The sequence below is a fragment of the Pseudomonas sp. GL-B-12 genome (assembly GCF_019955895.1).
In the GTDB taxonomy this organism is placed as follows: Bacteria; Pseudomonadota; Gammaproteobacteria; order Pseudomonadales; family Pseudomonadaceae; genus Aquipseudomonas.
The window spans coordinates 1-19,511 of the sequence record NZ_JAHBCX010000059.1 but is presented as its reverse complement, the minus strand read 5'-3'; the positions used below and the strand labels follow the sequence as shown (position 1 = coordinate 19,511).

17 protein-coding genes, 2 rRNA genes and 1 pseudogene are annotated in these 19,511 nt (G+C 59.9%); 12 read left to right on the top strand and 8 right to left on the bottom strand.

The window, feature by feature from the left end; genetic code table 11:
• The 5 genes from KGA85_RS26905 to KGA85_RS26885 all read left to right on the top strand — a co-directional run.
• Positions 1-108 (top strand): 23S ribosomal RNA (locus KGA85_RS26905); the annotation flags it as partial.
• Between the two features lie 157 nt (positions 109-265).
• Positions 266-381 (top strand): 5S ribosomal RNA (gene rrf / locus KGA85_RS26900).
• Between the two features lie 145 nt (positions 382-526).
• On the top strand, positions 527-1,186 hold the full coding sequence (locus KGA85_RS26895; RefSeq protein WP_223543505.1) for a paraquat-inducible protein A: 660 nt from the start codon (positions 527-529) through the stop codon (positions 1,184-1,186).
• A complete protein-coding gene (locus KGA85_RS26890; RefSeq protein WP_150728041.1) occupies positions 1,173-1,796 on the top strand; it encodes a paraquat-inducible protein A in 624 nt (207 codons plus the stop codon). The genes KGA85_RS26895 and KGA85_RS26890 overlap by 14 nt, the downstream gene beginning before the upstream one ends.
• Complete coding sequence (locus KGA85_RS26885; RefSeq protein WP_223543504.1) at positions 1,789-4,092, top strand: intermembrane transport protein PqiB; 2,304 nt, start codon at positions 1,789-1,791, stop codon at positions 4,090-4,092. Before KGA85_RS26890 ends, KGA85_RS26885 begins: the two co-directional genes overlap by 8 nt.
• Positions 4,093-4,304: 212 nt before the next feature.
• On the opposite strand, the gene mksF is transcribed toward KGA85_RS26885, so the two are convergent.
• The 3 genes from mksF to mksB are packed head-to-tail and all read right to left on the bottom strand — an operon-like array spanning position 4,305 to position 9,110.
• Positions 4,305-7,145 carry an Mks condensin complex protein MksF gene (mksF, locus tag KGA85_RS26880; protein ID WP_223454668.1) on the bottom strand — a complete coding sequence of 947 codons (2,841 nt, stop codon included), beginning with the start codon at positions 7,143-7,145 and terminating at the stop codon, positions 4,305-4,307.
• A complete protein-coding gene (gene mksE, locus KGA85_RS26875) occupies positions 7,142-7,843 on the bottom strand; it encodes an Mks condensin complex protein MksE (RefSeq protein ID WP_007997015.1) in 702 nt (233 codons plus the stop codon). The genes mksF and mksE overlap by 4 nt, the downstream gene beginning before the upstream one ends.
• Entirely contained in the window at positions 7,833-9,110 is a 1,278-nt protein-coding gene (gene mksB / locus KGA85_RS26870; RefSeq protein WP_223533843.1) for an Mks condensin complex protein MksB, read from the bottom strand. The genes mksE and mksB overlap by 11 nt, the downstream gene beginning before the upstream one ends.
• A 238-nt stretch (positions 9,111-9,348) precedes the next feature.
• Here mksB and KGA85_RS26865 point away from each other — a divergent pair, with 238 nt between their 5' ends.
• Positions 9,349-10,095: an energy transducer TonB gene (locus KGA85_RS26865; protein ID WP_223543506.1), complete on the top strand. Its 747-nt coding sequence runs from the start codon at positions 9,349-9,351 to the stop codon at positions 10,093-10,095.
• Positions 10,088-10,540: a ribosomal protein S18-alanine N-acetyltransferase gene (gene rimI, locus KGA85_RS26860; protein WP_223454671.1), complete on the top strand. Its 453-nt coding sequence runs from the start codon at positions 10,088-10,090 to the stop codon at positions 10,538-10,540. The genes KGA85_RS26865 and rimI overlap by 8 nt, the downstream gene beginning before the upstream one ends.
• Positions 10,541-10,549: 9 nt before the next feature.
• Here the strand turns inward: rimI and KGA85_RS26855 are convergent, their stop codons facing one another.
• Positions 10,550-10,954, bottom strand: coding sequence for a serine kinase/phosphatase (locus KGA85_RS26855; RefSeq protein WP_223454673.1), 405 nt, complete (start codon positions 10,952-10,954; stop codon positions 10,550-10,552).
• Positions 10,955-11,122: 168 nt separating this feature from the next.
• Here KGA85_RS26855 and can point away from each other — a divergent pair, with 168 nt between their 5' ends.
• Entirely contained in the window at positions 11,123-11,767 is a 645-nt protein-coding gene (gene can / locus KGA85_RS26850) for a carbonate dehydratase (protein WP_150728035.1), read from the top strand.
• Between the two features lie 6 nt (positions 11,768-11,773).
• On the opposite strand, the gene KGA85_RS26845 is transcribed toward can, so the two are convergent.
• From KGA85_RS26845 to KGA85_RS26835, 3 genes are all read right to left on the bottom strand, one after another.
• The gene (locus KGA85_RS26845) at positions 11,774-12,298 is read right to left on the bottom strand and encodes a lysine methyltransferase (RefSeq protein ID WP_223454674.1); all 525 of its coding nucleotides are present in this window, start codon (positions 12,296-12,298) and stop codon (positions 11,774-11,776) included.
• Positions 12,299-12,442: 144 nt separating this feature from the next.
• A complete protein-coding gene (locus KGA85_RS26840; RefSeq protein ID WP_223454676.1) occupies positions 12,443-13,615 on the bottom strand; it encodes a hypothetical protein in 1,173 nt (390 codons plus the stop codon).
• 95 nt (positions 13,616-13,710) lie between these two features.
• Positions 13,711-15,129, bottom strand: coding sequence for a short-chain fatty acid transporter (locus tag KGA85_RS26835; protein WP_223454678.1), 1,419 nt, complete (start codon positions 15,127-15,129; stop codon positions 13,711-13,713).
• A gap of 201 nt (positions 15,130-15,330) precedes the next feature.
• On the opposite strand from KGA85_RS26835, the gene KGA85_RS26830 reads away from it, so the two are divergent.
• The 3 genes and pseudogenes from KGA85_RS26830 to KGA85_RS31495 all read left to right on the top strand — a co-directional run bounded on the left by KGA85_RS26830 (position 15,331) and on the right by KGA85_RS31495 (position 18,078).
• A complete protein-coding gene (locus KGA85_RS26830) occupies positions 15,331-16,644 on the top strand; it encodes an MFS transporter (RefSeq protein WP_223454680.1) in 1,314 nt (437 codons plus the stop codon).
• A gap of 117 nt (positions 16,645-16,761) precedes the next feature.
• A pseudogene (locus KGA85_RS31500) lies at positions 16,762-17,490 on the top strand (PAS domain-containing protein); the annotation flags it as partial.
• Positions 17,470-18,078, top strand: coding sequence for a methyl-accepting chemotaxis protein (locus KGA85_RS31495; RefSeq protein WP_411741748.1), 609 nt, complete (start codon positions 17,470-17,472; stop codon positions 18,076-18,078). The pseudogene KGA85_RS31500 and the gene KGA85_RS31495, both read left to right, overlap by 21 nt.
• 99 nt (positions 18,079-18,177) lie before the next feature.
• Here the strand turns inward: KGA85_RS31495 and KGA85_RS26815 are convergent, their stop codons facing one another.
• A complete protein-coding gene (locus KGA85_RS26815; RefSeq protein ID WP_223454681.1) occupies positions 18,178-18,513 on the bottom strand; it encodes a DUF6124 family protein in 336 nt (111 codons plus the stop codon).
• A 586-nt stretch (positions 18,514-19,099) separates the two neighbouring features.
• Between KGA85_RS26815 and KGA85_RS26810 the strand changes: the two genes are divergently transcribed.
• The coding region (locus tag KGA85_RS26810; protein ID WP_263287595.1) for a contractile injection system protein, VgrG/Pvc8 family at positions 19,100-19,511 on the top strand (412 nt) is incomplete at its 3' end.

Below are 19,511 nucleotides of genomic sequence, written 5' to 3'. Positions count from 1 at the left end.
TTGAGTCCCCTGAAGGGCCGTCGAAGACTACGACGTTGATAGGTTGGGTGTGTAAGCGCTGTGAGGCGTTGAGCTAACCAATACTAATTGCCCGTGAGGCTTGACCATATAACACCCAAGCAATTTGCGAACTCGAAAGAGGCCAGATTGCGGTGTGTGAAGACGAAACGAACCGAAAGTTCGAGATACTCACAAAACACCGAAGCTATCACATACCCAATTTGCTGAAGCGAGGCCAACCGGTCACGACTCAGTACCCGAATTTCTTGACGACCATAGAGCGTTGGAACCACCTGATCCCATCCCGAACTCAGCAGTGAAACGATGCATCGCCGATGGTAGTGTGGGGTTTCCCCATGTGAGAGTAGGTCATCGTCAAGATTAAATTCCGAAACCCCAATTGCGAAAGCAGTTGGGGTTTTGTTTTTGTGCGTGAAAAAACAGAGCTGCTCGTTGCACATTTTGCACAGTTATTTTCAGCTCATGGCACTAGAATAGGTCCAACTTTTTCAGAGTCAGAGCCTTTATGCCGGATCCGGTTGACGCCCAAGGGCTGTCAGAATTACCACTAGAAAATCTGGTTGCCTGCCATGAGTGCGACTTGCTCATGCGTAAACCCGAGCTCGCCCATGGCGAAAAAGCCCTGTGCCCGCGCTGTGGCTACGAGCTTTATGCCAATCGCTACAACGTCGTACAGCGCAGTCTCGCTCTGGTCATCGCCGCCTTGTTGTTGTTTATTCCGGCGAACTTTTTACCCATCATGCAGCTCAATCTACTCGGGCAATCGTCGCAAGACACTGTCTGGAGCGGTGTTGTCGCCCTTTTTGACACAGGCATGCAAAGTGTTTCAGTGGTGGTGTTCCTGTGCAGCATAGGAATTCCGCTACTCAAGCTGCTGTGCCAACTGGCCGTATTGTTGAGTATCCGTTTTGATGTCGGACGCAGCTACGGCTTGTTGCTCTATCGCATTTATCACCATATACGCGAATGGGGGATGCTCGAGGTTTACTTCATGGGCGTACTGGTGGCGATCGTAAAACTGGCAGATATGGCAACCATCACCGTAGGCCTCGGCCTGGTGTGCTTCATTGGTTTGTTGCTGATCCAAGTCTGGCTGGAGGTCGTAATGTCGCCTCACCAGATCTGGCAAGCGTTATCAGGAGAGGATGCCCATGCGGGCGATTGATGCAGGCATTCTGATTTGCAAGGAATGTCATGAATTGAACAGGCAGGAAGCTGATACCGATGAGCAAGTCTGTACACGCTGCGGAGCGCTGGTGCATGCCCGTAGCCCGAATAGCCTGGTGCGCACCTGGGCATTGCTGATTACCGCCGCCATTCTTTACATACCGGCCAATTTGTTGCCAATCATGACCGTGAACTCTTTGGGCAAAGGTGCGCCCAGCACGATCATGGCGGGTGTCATCGAGTTGGTGCACTACGGCATGTTTCCCATTGCGGCCGTGGTGTTTATCGCCAGTATCCTGGTGCCCACCTTCAAGCTGGTGGGCATTGGTTTGTTGCTGTTTTCCGTGCAGCGCCGTCAGCCCCTTTCGGCTCGCCAGCGCATCTGGATGTACCGTTTCATTGAATTCATCGGCCGCTGGTCGATGCTCGATATCTTTGTGATCGCCATCCTCGTGGCGGTCGTGAATTTTGGGCGGCTTGCCAGCATCGAAGCCAATCCTGGCGCCATCGCTTTCGCCACGGTGGTGATTCTGACGATGCTTGCCGCAGTAACTTTTGATCCCCGACTGATTTGGGATAACACGGAGTCGGACGACGACCATGACTGATTTGCCTGTAGCGAAAACCCGACCGGCTTCGAACTGGTCTGCCATCTGGGTGTTGCCCCTCATCGCCTTGATCATCGGCGGCTGGCTCGGCTGGCGTGCCTATAACGAGACCGGCATCGAGATTCAGGTGCGTTTTGAGAGTGGCGAAGGCATTCAGGCCAACAAGACGGAAGTCGTCTACAAGGGCATGTCGGTCGGCAAGGTCAAACGCCTCAAGCTCGATGACGAAGGCAGTTCCAAAGGCGTGATCGCCAGCATCGAAATGAACAAGGACGTAGAGCAATACCTGCGAACCAGTACGCGTTTCTGGCTGGTCAAGCCGAGCGTGACGTTGGCAGGGATTACCGGTCTTGAGACGCTGGTTTCAGGTAACTATGTTGCCATCAGCCCGGGGGAAGGCGAGCCGGTCCGTAAGTTCAAGGCTTTGGCCCAGGAGCCGCCGCTTTCCGATGCCCAGCCCGGTCTGCACTTGACCATCAAGGCTGATCGCCTGGGCTCGCTGAACCGTGGCAGTCCGGTGTTCTACAAACAGATTAAAGTGGGCCAGATCAAAAGCTATGTGTTGTCCGAGGACCAGAGCACCGTCGAGCTCAAGGTCTTCATTGAGCCGACTTACGCCAAACTGGTGCGCAAGCACACACGTTTCTGGAACGCCAGCGGCATCAGCATCGATGCCAATCTGTCGGGTGTGAAGGTTCGTAGTGAATCCTTGGCCAGCATCGTCGCCGGTGGTATTGCGTTCGCTACACCTGAAAACCGCAAGGACAGCCCGCCTACCGACCCAAGCCTGCCGTTCAGACTCTATGAAGACATCGATGCAGCGGCGGCCGGTATCCGGGTCAAGGTCAAGCTCAGCGACTTCGAAGGCTTGCAGGCCGGTCGTACGCCGGTGATGTACAAAGGCATTCAGGTCGGCAATCTCAAGGCGCTGAAGGTCGATCCTGACCTGTCCGGGGCCACCGCCGAATTGACGATGGACCCATTGGCCGAGGATTACCTGGTCGAAGGCACCCAGTTCTGGGTGGTCAAACCGTCGATTTCCCTGGCGGGGATTACCGGTCTCGAGGCGTTGGTCAAAGGCAACTACATCGCTGTGCGGCCTGGCGACAAGGGTTCGGCGCCACAACGGGAGTTTGCGGCACGGGCCAAGGCACCGCCGCTGGATCTACGTGCACCTGGCCTGCATTTGGTGTTGTTCACGGAAAATCTCGGCTCGCTGGAAGTCGGCAGCCCGGTTCTCTACAAGCAGGTTAAAGTCGGCTCCGTACAGAGCTATCAGTTCTCACGCACCAAGAAACAACTGATCATTGGCGTGCACATCGAGAAGGAATACGAAGGCCTGGTCAACGCCTCGACGCGCTTCTGGAACGCCAGTGGCATCACCCTCACGGGCGGGCTGACCGGCGGGGTCCAGGTTAAAAGCGAGTCGTTGCAGAGTTTGATGGCCGGCGGCATTGCCTTCGAGACCCCGCAAGACAAAGCCCCGTTGCAGAAGCGTATTCCACGTTTCCGTCTGTTCGCGAACCATGAAGATGCTACGCAGAAAGGCGAAGTCATTACGCTCAAGCTCGATCGCGCTGATGGCTTGCGTACCGGCACTCCGATTCGTTTCAAGGGGCTGGATGTCGGCAAGGTGGAGGATGTTGATCTCAGCGAGGACCTGCAATCGGTGCTGCTGACCGCGCGGATTACCGAAGTGCCGGAGCGTATCGCCCGGGTCGGCAGTCAGTTTTGGGTGGTCAAGCCTGAGCTGGGCCTGATCAAGACGTCCAACCTCGAAACCCTGGTGACCGGGCAATACATCGAGGTGCAACCGGCACCGAAGAACCTGGGACCGCAGAAGAACTTTGTCGCTTTGGCCGTCGCGCCCGAAACTGCCAAGCAGGAAGCGGGATTGAGTCTGGTGCTGAGCGCAGCCCGTCGCGGTTCGCTGAAGGCCGGCGTGCCAGTGACGTATCGCGAAATCACCGTGGGCAAGGTGACCGGTTATGAGCTGGGCGAGACCGCTGATCGCGTACTGATCCATATCCTGATCGAACCGAAGTACGCGCCACTGGTACGCAGCGGTACACGGTTCTGGAACGCCAGCGGTTTCGACTTCGATGTCGGTCTGTTCAAAGGTGCAACGGTGCGCACTGAATCCCTGGAGACGATGATTCAGGGCGGTGTCGCCTTTGCCACGCCGGATGGGGAGCGCATGGGCAGCCCGGCGCGACCGGAGCAGACGTTTGCGCTGTTCGACAAGTTTGAAGAGGAATGGCTGGGTTGGGCGCCGAAGATTTCGCTGGGTAAATAGTCTGAGGGTTATGTGGCGTCAGTGATGACGCCTTCCCGGTGCAAGCCCGCTCCCACAGGGGACTGGGTTGTTCCTGAAGAAATGCAATCAAATGTGGGAGCGGGCTTGCCCGCGAAGAGGCCCTGAAGTTCATTGCAAAGCTAAATGACACACCTATGAAAAAGGCCGCGATCCATTGGACCGCGGCCTTTTTATTGCCTTCGATTCAAGCCTCAGACCGCATCCAGCTCCGGTTCATCCGCTTCTTCGTTGACCGTCGCCTTCACCTGATCGTGACGACGGATGTACTTCCAGTCTGCCTCATCGATGTAGATGCCGGCCGGGCCGCTGCCGCCTTCCAGGTCGATGGCGACACTGGCGCAGACCTGCGGCTTCACGCTCGCCAGGATCGGCACGAAACCCAGTTGCAGGCTGGTTTCCAGCAAGGCGGCCTGGTTCTTCTCATCGATGTCCGCCGCCTCGTCGAGGTAGTACGGCAGACGCACGCGACCAGCCTGGTCACGGTCCATCAAGTGCAGCAACAAGTACATGTTGGTCAGCGCCTTGATGGTCATGGTGGTGCCGTTGGAAGCGGCGCCATCGATGTCGGTGTGGATCACCGGTTGACCGTTGACCTTGGTGATTTCGAACGCGAGCTCGAACAAGTCCTTGAGGCCGAGCTGGTTGTGGTTGGCCGCCACCAGCCGCGCCAGGTATTCCTTGGCCTCTTCGTTCTTGTTGTCCTGCTCGGCGCTCTGGCTCAGGTCGAAGACCGACAGGGTTTCGCCTTCTTCGTACTGACCCGCGCTGTGGATGATCTGGTCGATGTGCTTGAGCGCTTCCTTGTTCGGGGCGAGCACGATGCGGAAGCTTTGCAGGTTGGAGACCTGACGCTTGTTGATCTCGCGGTTGAACAGCGCCAGTTGGTGTTCGAGGCTGTCGTAGTCGCTGCGGATGTTGCGCAGGGTGCGGGCGATGTCCGTCACGGCGGCACGGCGAGCCTTGCCCAGGGTCAGGGCTTCGTCGGTGCGGTGCGCATAGGCGTTGATCAGCAGTTGCAGGCGACGCTCCATATCGTCTTCGCTGTCGAATTTGGCCACGCCCTTGAGGCGCACCTGAGCGTACAGCGCTTCGATCTGGCCGTCGGCCCGCAGCAAGCCTTGCCAGCTGTCCTGATAGTCGTTGAGCAGCGGCAGCAGATTGTCCATGGAATCGTCGATCGGGTCCATGAACGGTGTGCCGAACGGCAGGTCTGCCGGCAACAACTGGCGACGGCGCAGAGCGTCGTCGAGGGTGCGTTGCTTGGCTTCCATGTCGCCGATCTGGCGGCCGACCAGTTGCAGCTTGGCCGACAGTTGCTGGACGCGCTCGGTGAAGGCATCGCTGGAACGCTTCAATTCGTCCTGTGCGGCCTCCATCTGCGCCAGTTGTTCCAGCTTGTCGCCTTCCTCGGCGCTCAGGGTTTGCGCGCGACGGAAATCTTCCAGGGCTTTCTGCGCATCCAGCACTTGCTGGTACAGCACTTCGGTCTGGGTCTTGCTCGCGGCGCGGTCGGCGGCCACGGCCTGCTGGGTCTTCAGTTGCTTGAGTTCTTTGTCCAGGCGTTCCTTCTGGTCGCGCAGGGCCGCGCGGTCAGCCAGGGCCTGCAATGCCGGCGGCTCGATGTGGGAGATGTCTATGGACAGGCCCGGCACTTCGAAGCGTTCGCCTTTGAAGCCGTCGAGGATCAGCTCCACGGATTTCACCCAGTCGCCGTTTTCGTCGAGGGTGATGCCGTGTTCGCCTAGCGGCAGGCTGAACAGCGCGCTGTTGAACAGGCGCATCAGGCGTTCGACGTCTTGCTGCGAGAATTCTTCGCGCAGTCGGGCATAGCTGTTGTTGTCGGCGTGATCGAGTTGCTGCTTGACCGACTTCAGACGTTTTTCCAGGTCGCGCAGGCGCTCGTCGAGGTCTTCGGCGCTGAACTGGCGCGATTGTGCCAGCGCACCGGCCAGTTCGTCGTGGGCGTCCTTGGCGGCCAGCAGTTGCTGCTCCAGCACCTTGACGTCATCGATCAGGGCAAAGCGATGCTTGAGCACCGACAATTCGCCGAGCCAGCGCTGGATGCCGGTGATTTCCCGCTCCAGGCGCATCAGTTCCTGAGTGCCACCACGCTGGTCGTTTTGCAGGGCATCCTGCTCGTTGCGGTAGTGCTCGGCCTGAATGGTCAGCTCTTCCTTGCGCGCACTGGCGTAGTCCGACCAGGTGCCCAGCAGCGAATCGAGCAGGGGCGAGATCCGGTGCAGCTTGCCGCGCAGGATGTCGCGTTGCTTCACGCCGTTGGCCAGGGCTTCGACCAACGGGCCGGCGGCGACCAGCGAGTTGTAGTCCTGCTCCATGCGTCGTACATCGCGGAACGCTTCTTCGCACGCAGCGATGTAGTCGACGCTGCCGGAACGCAGGCTGTGTTCGAAGGCATCGAGGAACAGCTGCTTGAGCTTGGCCGCGGTGATTTCGCGCATGTGCAGCAGGTTGATGAACAGCGCGCGGAAGGTCTTCAGGCTCTGCTCGCTGGTGGAGCGCAGCGGAATCAGGGTCAGGTCCAGCGGAATCGAGGTGTGGCCACCGACCAGCAAACGGCGCAGTTCGTCCGGCTTGAGTTCGTAGGCTTTCAGGCCTCCGCGCTCAAGGTTGGTGAACAGTTCTTTCTGGCGCAGGCAGGTGTCGTTTTTCTGGTAGTGGGCCAGGTCCAGTTTGCCGGCATAGGCAAAGAACTGGTGACCGAAGCCGCCGCCCGGGCCGCGGCCGACCACGCCGATCACGTGGGGGCCGTGGGGCAGGTTCACTTCGACCAGGATGTAACTGGTGTCCGAGGCGAAGTAGAAACGCCGGGACTGCTCCAGGCTGTACTTGCCGAAGCTCATGTCCGACATGCGCGCCAGGATCGGGAACTGCAGGGCATTGATCGAGGCGGATTTACCGAGGTTGTTGGCGCCGTACACCGACAGCGGCTCTTCCAGCGGGAACAGGCCGAGGCTGTAGCCGGCGGTGTTCAAAAGGGCAAAGCGGCGGATGCCGTAACGTTCCTTGCTCATGCGTCGAGCTCCTGTTCTTCGGCGATGGCGCGGGCCAGGGCGTCTTCTTCGCTTTCATCTTCAAATTCTGCAAGGTCGAGCGGGTCATCGGTCTGCAGCAGTTTTTCGTCGCTGTCTTCGTCGATCAGCACCGGCACCGGCAACGGCAGGACGCTGTGCAGGCTGGCGGCCAGATCGCGGTCCTGCTGCACCGACAGGCACACATCGAGGAAGCGGTGCATCGGCGGCAGGAAACGGTAGATGCCGTTTTCTTCGCTGGCGAAACCGAGCTGGGTCATGCGCCGCATGATCTTTTCTTCGAGCTCGTCCTGGGTCTGCACTTCGGCCTGGATGAACAGGTCGCGGTACTTTTCCAGCAACGACGGCAGCTCATCGCGGCCGAGGCTGCCGCCATCGAGCACGGAGATCGGGTCGCGGCCCTGGTCGGCCAGGTGCTCGACGAGGATGAAGGTGAACAGCGCAAGACGCTGGGCAGTCTTGTTCACCGCCGCCGCCGCGAGGTCCGGCACGAAGTAGTAGAAGCCGCGGGTGTCGCAGACCAGTTCAAAGCCCAAGGCCTTGAACAGCGTGCGGTACTGGTCCTGGAAGTTCGACAACTGTGCGTACAGCTCCGGATCGCGGCGGCTGACGTGATAACCCTTGAACAGCTCGCGAAAGATCGGCGCCAGCTGGGACAGTTCGGATAGATCAAGATGCATAGGGAGTGCTCGCAGAATCCTCGGCGGCGGTGTCGCTGACCGAGAGCAGGGCGAAGGAGCGCAGGCTGACCTGATGCTCGTGTGTGTAGTAGTCGCGACGTTCCAGACGCTCGCGCGTGAAGCGTTTTTCCCGCGACAGGCGCGAGAACCAGTACAGCAATTCGTCGGTGGCGCCGTCCGGTTCTTGCTCCAGCAGCCAGGTCATCAGGTCCGGCATCGGCAGGGCGTCTTCGCAGCGTTCGAGCATTTCCCGAACGGTGCGTGGCGCCCGTGGTGCTTCGCCTTTCTGGGTCTTGTGCGCCTTGGGGAAGCGCGTCGGTTTCGGTTCGAAGCGGGCCAACGCATAAACGTAGGCTTCGACCTGACTGGCACTGCCGAGGAAGGTGCTCTGCGGACGAGTGAGCATCGGCATCGCCGCTTGTGGCACGGCGTCGATGCCCTTGCGACGGATCATCGACAAGGCCAATGCCGCGCCACGGGTCACGGCGTTGTGCCGGCGCGCTTCTTCACGCAGCGGCAGCAGCAGCTCGCGGGCGTGACGCAGGGTCAGTTGGGCGCTGGTCTGCATTTCGAGGATGCGCGCATGGGTGCGCAGCAGCATGTCGTCGTCGACCAGGTGACCGAGGCGCTGCTGTTCGCTGAGCATCTTCAGCAGGACGGTTTCGACCTTGCGCACGCCTTGTTCGAAGGCGCCGTCGGCGTTCACCAGATCAATCATCGGCTCGACGTATTCGTCCCAGGTCGCCAGCACTTCAGCGTAACGCTGGCGCAACGGAATCTGCCGGTCGCTGGTTTTCGCCCGTTCGGCGACGGCCACCAGTGCCTGTTCGTCGTTATCGAGTTTTTTCAGCACGTCCCGCACGCGCATGTCGAGCAGGCGCAACTGGCGCGCAAGGTCATTGCCGTCGCGGATATCGAACGCGTCCTGGATATAACCGGCCAGACGCTCGAGGTGGCGCAGGTAGGCTTCGATTTCCAGGCACAGGCCCAGGCGGTGTTCACGGCGCAGATAGGCGAGGAAGTCGTGAATCTGCGCATTGAGCTCGAAACGGTTCGGGCTTTTGGCCACGGGAACCAGGATGTCGAGGCGAATCCACACGTCCAGCAGGCTGGTGATGTCCTGCGGCGTACTGTCGAGTTGCTGGGCGGCCAGTTGCGTGCGCAGTTCGTTCAGGCTCAGTGTGCCTTGGTCGAAGTGCTCGCACAGAGGCTCCAGAAGTGCCCAGTGTTCAGCGAGGGCGCGCAAGACGCGCTTGGGTTCGATCATCGGAATGGCCGGCTGGTTGGCGATTAAAAGCCGCGATTGTACTGCATCGGGGACAATGCGATTCACTCTCGGGACGGGCTGTCGCCATTTTTCATAGGTGGAAAGACTATCGGTGAAGTCTATCGATCAACAGCGCGGGCGATCTTGAGCGAACGGCGGTAGAATCAGCGCACTTTAGTTATCCACAAGTGGCCGACCTTTGCTTATCGAGTCCCGTCGTCGCGCTTATCTGGCCGCCATGCAGGTGGTCAACTGGCTACCGCGCACCGAATTGCCCTTTGCCGCGCCGTCGCGGCCCGAGCTGCTGGCGATCCCTGAGCCGCTTGTCGTCGTGCCTGTTGCGCCGGCTCCGGTGGCTGAAACGCCCGTGGCGCCTGTGGTCAAGCCGGCCGAGCGGGCGAAGATCGAGGTGCCGCGACCATCGCTGGCGAGCACCCGCACCGGTGCCAAACCGGTGGAAGAGGCCGAAGAGGCGCCCGTGGTGGCCAAGGCACCGGTCGTGCCGCCGCCGCGTTTCGCTCTGCAATTGCTGCGGGCCGGGCGTTGCCTGCTGCTGGTGGAGTTACCCACAGGTGAATCCTTCCAGACTCGCGATCCTGCTTACATGCTGCTCAAAGACATGCTGCGCGCCGCCGGTCTGCCGGACAGCCCGCAGATTGTCGGTGAGCCGGTGCGTTGGCCGCTGCTGGTGCGTGGCACGATGGACCAGGGCCCGGAAGCGGCCCGCGACTTCGTGCAAGGTTTTCTCTCGGTGCGCATGGAAGAAACGCCCTGCGCCTGCTTGTGGCTGATCGGCCTGCCTGCGGTGCGATTTGCCGGCGAGGCGGATGCCGAGGCGTTCAATCGCGAATTACAGATCGAAGGCCTGGGCTCGGCCTGGGCGGTGCCGGGCCTGGAATTATTAATGGAAGAGCCACAGTGTAAGGCTGATGTCTGGCAAGCCATGCGTCGGCTGATGGCGCGCTGGAAAGAATCGAATGAGTGACGCTGTATCGTTTCGCCCGATGACCGAGGCGGACCTGGAAACTGTACTGAAAATCGAATACGCGGCCTACAGCCATCCCTGGACCCGCGGGATTTTCCTCGATGGCCTGGGCAAGTATCAGATCTGGCTGATGTTCGAAGGTCAGCAGCAGGTCGGCCACGGTGTGGTGCAGATCATCCTCGACGAGGCGCACCTGCTGAACATTACGGTCAAGCCGGCAAACCAGGGCCGTGGCCTGGGGCTGACATTGCTTGAGCATTTGATGTCGATTGCCTACAAGGCCGACGCCCGGGAGTGTTTCCTGGAAGTGCGCGACAGCAATACCGCTGCGTTCAAGCTGTATGAGCGATATGGTTTCAACGAAATCGGCCGGCGTCGGGATTACTACCCGGCGGTGGGCGGGCGCGAAGATGCGGTGGTCATGGCCTGCACTTTGGTGGATTGAGCCACAGGATCAACGTTTTTTGTCGAGAGGATCGCGCAGCGCCAGTTCAGCCTCATCCAGGCCATTGCCACCGCCAATATCGTCCTCATCGACAATGCTCAGGTCCCAATCCGCACGGCTATCATTGCCCGCCTCATGGGCATCCCGGGCGCCGTCTTCACGGATCAGGGTTTCCGGGCTCAGGTCGTCGTCGGTAGGTTGATGGTCACTGGTCGAGGCATCAGTCAGGCCCGCTTCACGTCGGCGGCGGCGCGGCATCAGTTGCTCGCGCTCCTTTTCCGGCAGTTCGTCACCGATTCTGGCGCTGGGTTCTTCGGCGTCGAAATCCAGCTCACGCACCGAGCCCATGCGGTCTTCGTTGTCATCGACGGGTTCCGGTTGCACCGCATCGTACGGACGTCGTGAATCATTCATGGTAATTCCTCATACTGTAGGCCTTACTACGGTTGACCCACGTGGCAACCGATAATTCCACCGGCATGGAGCCCCGTGTTCCGGATCAGGAGAGCATCTGCATTTCGCGCGTGACCCCGACGGACGGTTGTCAGTCAAAGCTGCGCATCATTCTTGAGGCTTCAAAGCATGAACGAATTACAAGATCTGATTGATAACAACGAGCGTTGGGCCGCTGCGATCAAGGAGGAAGATCCTGACTTCTTCGCCAAGCTGGCTCGCCAACAGACTCCTGAGTTCCTGTGGATCGGTTGTTCCGACGCCCGGGTGCCGGCCAACGAGATCGTCGGCATGCTGCCGGGCGATCTGTTCGTACACCGTAATGTGGCCAACGTCGTGCTGCACACCGACCTCAACTGCCTGTCGGTGATTCAGTACGCGGTCGATGTACTCAAGGTCAAACACATTCTCGTCACCGGCCATTATGGCTGCGGCGGTGTGCGTGCTTCGATGCAGGATCGCCAGTTCGGCCTGATCGACGGCTGGCTGCGTTCGATTCGCGATCTCTATTATGAAAAGCGCGAAGAGCTGGCCAAATACGCCACCGAAGAGGAGCGTGTCGACCGCCTCTGCGAACTCAACGTGATCCAGCAGGTGGCCAACGTCGGGCACACCAGCATTGTGCAAAACGCCTGGCACCGTGGGCAGAGCCTGTCGGTCCACGGCTGCATCTACGGCATCAAGGATGGCCGCTGGAAGAGCCTGAATGCGACCATCAGCGGTTTCGAGCAACTGCCGCCGCAGTACCGCCTGCGTCCGTTCGAACCTCTGTGAAACCCTTCAATACAGACTTCGCCGACGCCACTGTTGCAAAAACAGCTGGCCGTCGGCGTTCGGCTCTTCATCGTAGCCGGTAATCCAGCCACGGCACTCGTATGAGCCGCACTGGCAGGCGAACTGGCGTTGCAGTTTGTCTTCGGTGGCAGCGAAGTCCATGGTCAGCCAGTCCCCCTTGCTGATGTCCTTCAGCGCCCATAACCACAACTCGCTCAAGTCGAGAAAGACATTGGGGTCGCAGGAGTGTCGCAACAGTCCGCAGAAGCGCGGGTCGTAGACGTGCACACCCGGGGCGAGCTGGCGGGTATGCCGGCAGCGATAGGGCAGCAAATGCCCCGACGCCCGGCAGATACGAGTGATTCGCGGGAATTCGCGCCGCGCGGCAATAGCCGTGGCCTCACCCTTGGCGTTTTCAATGATTTCGAAGTCGGCCAGGGAAGGAAATCCCAGGCGAACGGGCAGCTCCGAAAAGGGGTAAACACCTTGCGGCGGTTGTGGGTGTTTTCGTTGAGGGGCGTGAGCTTTCATAACGATCCCTGTCTGCTGGGTGCTGCGACTTCCTTGCGCCGACGGTCCTGTCAGCACAGCAGCACATGGGTTCAGCCCAAGCCTCCCGCAGATACTACGGGCGGTCTACTGTCATAAGTGACAGGTTGGCAGCCGTTCATCGGGTTACAACGGCGGAGCAGGTTTCGCCGTGGCTGGCGCTGGGGTCTTGAGCTGTTTGAGCTGGGACACGATCGAAGCTGTCGCGCATTTGCCCGCGGCCTGTTGGGGCGACAAGTTGCGGACCGAGGTGTAGAACAGCTCGCAGGTTTTTTCTTTCCGGGCCACTTGCCAGGTTTGCCTGCAGGTATTGAGCTCAACGTCCGGATTGCTGTCCGGTTGGCGGCCCATGGTGGCCTGCCAGCACGCAGCACTCAAATCTTGGCCCATGACTTTCAGGCCTGCCGCATCGGCCTTGGCCTGGGCGTCACTGCCGGTATAGCTTGCCGGATCGGCGGCATACCAAATATAGCTCGGGTGGTTGGAGCCCAATACGGGGACTTTCACGCCGTTGTCCGGGGTGATCTGGACCAGGCTCAACACGTTCACCGTCTGCCCGTATTGCTCTTTGATCCAGTTACGCACCGGTGTACCGAAGGCGACCATCGGCAGGGCTGCGCCGCTGGCGTTCAGGCTGACCTCCTTGACCATGGTGGTCTGGTAATCCTTGAAGTAGCCGTAGACGCCTTCGAGGTCCTTGCCCGCGTTGGACGGCGCGGCAATCGGGGCGATGTCGATGATCGTCTGGTAGCCCGGCGTCTGCTCGGCCGGGATGCCATTGGCGGTGAGCAGCGTGGCCCAACGATCCGTGGTGGCGGACCTCAGGTAATCCTGGGCCTGGGTCAGCGAATAGTCGGGCGGGAAGTGCAGCAGCTCGACACTTTTGCGGTTCTCCAGGGCCATGCCCAGTGGCAGGAACAGGTACCAGCTATACACCCACTTGCCGTCGGCATTCAGTTTGTTGGCGCCGCTATAGGCCAGGTCGCCGGCATTGAGCAGCGCTGCCAAAGGTTTTTCATACCCGTCGGGCACGCCGATGATTTCTGCGTGGAGCTGACCATTGTCGGTTTTGACCAGAACCTTCGCGTCGCCGTAGCCATCGCGCTGCACGCTCTGGGTCAGGTAATGCTCGACGGTTTGCTCAAGCGTCCAGTTGCGAAAGCAGATCACGTTACAGTTGTTGGGGTAGGCGAAGAGGCGGGTAACGCGTTCGGTAGTGCCTAGCTTCAAATTGACATCGGCGTGGGCGGTGGTGCTCAGGGTGAGGGCTGCGAGGGTGAGTGCCGCGAGTTTGAACATGCTCAGATCCTTTTCAGCGTATTAAGACCAGCAGTTACTGAAACAGACGGGGCGGAACAAAAAGGGCCGATATCAATACCGGCCCTTTTTTATGGTTACGACATAACCGGCGGCAAATACGCCAGCGTCGTCCCCAGTGCCCATAACAACACTAGCACCAGTGGCGTGTGCACCAGCAACTGTACGAACGAGAAGCCGATCAGGTCCCGCGCCTTCAACCCCAGCACGCCCAGCAACGGTAGCATGTAGAACGGGTTGATCAGGTTCGGCAAGGCTTCGGCGGCGTTGTAGATCTGTACGGCCCAGCCCAGGTGATAGTTCAGGTCATTGGCCACCTGCATCACGTACGGCGCTTCGATGATCCACTTGCCGCCACCGGACGGAATGAAGAAACCGAGGATTGCCGAGTACACGCCCATCAGCAGGGCATAGGTGTCGTGGGAGGCAATGCTGACGAAAAAGGTCGAGATGTGGTGCGCCAGGGTCTGCGCATCGGCGCCCTTGACGGTGGTCATCAGTGCGGCGATCGAGCCGTACAGCGGGAACTGGATCAACACGCCGGTGGTGGTTGGCACCGCACGGGCCACGGCGTCAAGAAAGCTGCGTGGGCGCCAGTGCAGCAGGGCGCCGAGCATGATGAACAGGAAGTTGTAGGTGTTCAGCCCGGAAATCGCACTGATCGCCGGTTTGGTCGAGAACTCGTGGAACAGCCAGCCACCGGCCAGCAGCACCAGCAGGATCATCAGCAGCGGGCTGTATTCCAGCCATTCGCCGGGACGGGTGCGCGGTTGCAGCGGCGGCAGGTTGAAACTCGGATCGACGCCGCAGGCCTTGGCATCACGCGCCGAGTTCGGACCAGGGGCGGTGGCGTAGGCAATGATCAGCGAGATGACGATCAAGGCCAGCAACATCACGCCGGACTGCCAGAGAAAGATCGTCTGAGTGAATGGAATCAGCCCGGTGATCGACAGAATCGACGGCGGCAGGCTCGCCGGGTTGGCTTGCAATTGTGCTGCGGACGACGAAAGGCCCAAGGCCCACACCGCACCAAGCCCCAGATAGGCAGCAGCACCAGCGGCGCGGTAGTCCATCTTCAGATCGGTACGACGGGCAAGGGCGCGCACCAGCAAACCACCGAATACCAGGGACAGGCCCCAGTTCAGCAACGACGCGACCATCGAAATCAACGCGACCCAGGCCACGGCGGAGCGGCCGTTTTTCGGCAGTTTGGCCAGACGGTCTATCAGCTTCACCGCTGGCGGCGAACTGGCGACCACATAACCGCCGATCACCACGAAGGCCATCTGCATGGTGAAGGGGATCAGGCTCCAGAAGCCGTCACCGAAAGCCATCGCGGCATCGGTGGGTTTGGCGCCCATCGCCAGGGTGGCCAGGGCCACGATAATCACCGCCAGGGCAGCAAACACCCAGGAGTCGGGAAACCAGCGTTCGGCAAAACTTGAGCAGCGCAGGGCAAAGCGGGCGGAGCGGCTATCTTCGATATCAGCGGCCACGGGGGTACCTCGGATTTTTTATGTTTGTTGTGGTCTTCGGGGCAGTAACCGCCCGTCTGGACAGACGCCAACATTAATTCAAGCCGAGGAATTTTGCGGGGCTGTTTTGTGGCTATGGGACTTTGGTCTAACGGGTTGTCCGTCGGTGCATTTGCGTAGACCATGGGCGCCTTGGTTTTTGCCTGTGCCAGAGTTCTTTTCATGACTGCCAACACCGATTCGCGCCTGACGCCGTTCAACCGCTCGGACTACAAGACCCTCGGGCTCGCCGCCCTCGGTGGGGCGCTGGAAATCTACGATTTCATCATCTTCGTGTTTTTCGCCCTGACCCTCAGCCAGTTGTTCTTCCCGCCGGAAATGCCCGAGTGGCTGCGCCTGCTGCAAAGTTTCGGGATCTTCGTCACCGGTTACCTGGCGCGACCGCTGGGCGGCATCCTGATGGCGCACTTCGCCGACCGTCTGGGGCGCAAGAAAGTCTTCAGCCTGAGCATCCTGATGATGGCGTTGCCCTGCCTGCTGATCGGGATCATGCCGATCTACGCGCAAATTGGCTATTTCGCACCCTTACTGCTGTTGGCCCTGCGCATCCTCCAGGGCGCGGCGGTGGGCGGTGAGGTACCCAGTGCCTGGGTATTCGTCGCCGAGCACGCACCCATCGCCCATCGCGGTTATGCCCTGGGTTTCTTGCAGGCGGGGCTGACCTTCGGTTATTTGATCGGCGCATTGACCGCAACCTTCCTGGCGCAGGCGTTCACTCCGGCGGAAATCCTCGATTACGCCTGGCGTTACCCGTTCCTGCTGGGCGGCGTGTTTGGCGTGATTGGCGTCTGGCTGCGTCGCTGGCTCAGCGAAACCCCGGTGTTCATGGCCATGCAGGCGCAACGCGAGGCGGCCGGCGAACTGCCGCTGCGCACGGTCTTGCGCGAGCATCGCCTGGCCATTTTGCCGGCGATGATTCTCACCTGTGTGTTGACCTCGGCGGTGGTGGTGTTCGTGGTCATCACCCCGACCATGATGCAGAAAACCTTTGGCATGACCGCCAGCCATACCTTCGCCTTGAGCGCACTGGGCATCGTGTTCTTGAACATCGGCTGCGTGCTCGCCGGGCTGCTGGTCGACCGCATTGGCGCCTGGCGCACGGTGATGCTCTATAGCCTGCTGCTGCCGCTGGGCATCGGCGTGCTGTATGCCTGCCTGATCATGGGCGGCGACTGGATCGGCCTGGCCTACGCGGTGGCAGGGCTGTGCTGCGGGGTGGTCGGCGCGGTGCCATCGGTGATGGTCAGCCTGTTCCCGCCGCGGATTCGCGTCTCGGGTATCTCGTTCACCTACAACATTGCCTACGCCGCGTGGGCGAGTGTCACACCGCTGTTGTTGATCGGCCTGATGCCGTGGAGTCCATGGATCTGCGTGATGTTCAGTGCGGTGATGGGCGCGGTGGGCGTGGGCAGTGCGGCGTACTTCGGTGCGCGGATGCCGAGAATCGCAGGCTGTTCTGCTGCTGGTGCGCATTGATTGTGCGCGTCGTAACTATTTTTACAGGGCAAGCCTGAAACACGCTTAAGTAAATGTTTCCAAGGCCGATGGTTAGGCTGCATATCGCTTTCTACCCCTGTCCATCGGTGCTTTCCCATGTTCAATAAACGCTTGAAGCAGGAGCTGTCAGCTCTTCGTGAAGAACTCTCGAGCCTCCAGCAAGTGAAGGAAAGTCTGGAAAGCGAGATGCTGGTGCTGACCCTCGACAGCGATGGACGGGTTCAGTCGGTCAGTCAGAACTTCCTTGGCGAAATGCATTACAAGAGCGGCGATCTGATTGGCCGACATATTGACGACTTCGTCCCGGACCACGTGAAATCCGATGAATTCCAGCAGCGTTTCAAGAACGCGCTGACCCGTGGCGAGCACTTCGCCGGCGCGGTGCGCCTGTTGCGCGGTACGGGCCAGGAAGCGTGGTTGCGTTCGATCCTGCAACCGGTGCGCTCGGCGGATGGGCGGATCAGGCATTTTTCGATTTTCTCCAGCGACCTGACCCGCACCATCGAAGCCTCCCGCGAACACGAGAACCTGATCGGCGCGCTGGTGCGCTCCACGGCGGTGATCGAATTCGACCTCAATGGCAACGTGCTGGCCGCCAACGACCGCTTCCTCAGTGGCATGGGTTACAGCCTGGCGCAGATCAAGGGCAAGCATCACCGCACCTTCTGCCTGCCGGAGGAGTACAACAGTGCCGAGTACCAGGACTTCTGGCGTCGCCTGAACGCGGGCGAATACGTGGCCAACCGTTTTAAACGAGTCGACAGCCATGGTCGTACAGTCTGGCTAGAGGCGTCCTACAACCCGGTGGTCGATGCCAACAATAATCTCTACAAAGTGGTGAAATTCGCCACGGTGATTACCGATCAGGTCAATCAGGAACAAGCCGTCGCCGAGGCTGCCAACATTGCCTACAGCACCTCGCAGCAAACCGACCAAAGCGCCCAGCGCGGTAACGCCGTGGTGACCCAGGCCGTGGACGTGATGCGCGACCTGGCCAAGCATATGCAAACCGCTGGCGATGGCATCGAAGCCCTGAACGAGCAGTCGCTGGTGATCGGTACCATTGTCAAAACCATCAGCGGCATTGCCGAACAGACCAACCTGCTGGCGCTCAACGCGGCCATCGAAGCAGCGCGTGCCGGCGAGCAGGGGCGGGGGTTCGCCGTGGTGGCGGATGAGGTTCGGCAACTGGCTTCGCGCACCAGCCAGGCCACCGACGAAATCGTCCTCGTGGTGCGGCAGAACCAGGACATGGCGCGTAACGCCGTGGCCCTGATGACCGACGGCAAGCTTCAGGCCGAACAGGGCCTGGCACTGGCGGCGGAAGCGGGTACGGTGATTGTCGAGATCCAGGACGGCGCGCAGAAAGTGGTCAATGCGGTGGGGCAGTTTGCCAATCAGTTGTCCAACTAGTGTCTAATCGTTAAGAGATCGCAGCAGCAACTCCTACAGGATGTACGCCAATCCAATGTAGGAGCTGCCGCAGACTGCGATCTTTTGATCTTTTGATTTCTATTCGGGCGGATCAATCCGATACAGCGCCCGGTTCACCGCCAGTTCCCCCAGCATGATGACTTGGGCAATCCCCAGCAGGGTATTGCGACTCGTCCCCTCCGTACGATCCGCCAGATCCATGGTCATGACGTTTGCCGAGGCCAGCGACTCGCAGGCATGGGCTAGCAGGGTTTCGATGTCGAGCTCCGAATTGACGAAAAACATCGTGCACAGTTTGCGTGGAGTGGCGCGGATGTCGGCGGCTGAGGGGATGCGGTCGGGAGAAGTTGAGTCGGAATCTATTGATGGGGATGTCGGATCAGTGTCCGGCGGATTCGGTGTGACCTTGAACATGGGAATTTTCTCCAGTAAGGGCCACAACCATCTCGCGACTAAACGGAAGGGTGGTGGCCGTGCGCAAGTTAGTCGACCGGTAAAGTTTCCCAAAACCCGGCGCGCCCGAAGACGCCATGCGCACAGCCACCATCAAGTGCAGGCGGATGCCTGACTGGATGACACTGGTACAACCGAGGAAAACTAGCCGGGCGACTAAACCCGATCACTGACAATCAGTGACGCGGAGCAAGTTACCGAGCGCCCCCAAAGCGCACAAGCCGGCGGATTCTGGGGTAACTGTAGGCAACGACGCAAGGCGCTGTGGCTTTCACGAAGTAACCTTGAGGCCTTTTAAACAAGCAGGGTTTGCGCTCTGGAGTAGCGTTCGACCCGAACGGTTTAACCCTGTCAAAAAGCAGCCGCGGCACTGGGCGCCGACAAGATGGCGAACGATCCTACAGGCTAGGGGCGTCAACACTCGGACGCATCCTACGAGTGCGCCGGAAGCATCCTATATCAACCTTTTTTTCCTTCCTGAAAGCTGTCGAGCGCTTGAACGGGGATGGAAATGAAGCCTCCCCCAATGTCCCAGGGAGGTCCGTACTTGAACACCATTCTGCCCGTCTTCTTCGACCACAGCCGCCACAAACTGCAGGTCGACGGACTCGACACCCACCTCGACGTCCTCACCTTCGAGGGTCATGAGTACCTCAGCCAACCCTACCTCTACCGCATCGAATTCACCGCCAGCGACCTCGACATCGGCGCGGAAAAATTCATCGGCCAGTACGCCGAATTCAACCTGTTCGCCGACCCCTCGACCCTGCGCGTGGCCTCTTGGGAAGTACCCAAACCGCCCAAGCCCCTGCGCACCGTCTATGGCCGCATCACCGCCTGCCAGCGCCTGTCCGGCTCAATCGACGAAGCCCGCTACGAAGTCACCCTGCAACCGCGCCTGGCCCTGCTCGATCGCGGCCAGCAAACGCGGATCTATCAGCACCAGTCCGTGCCAGACA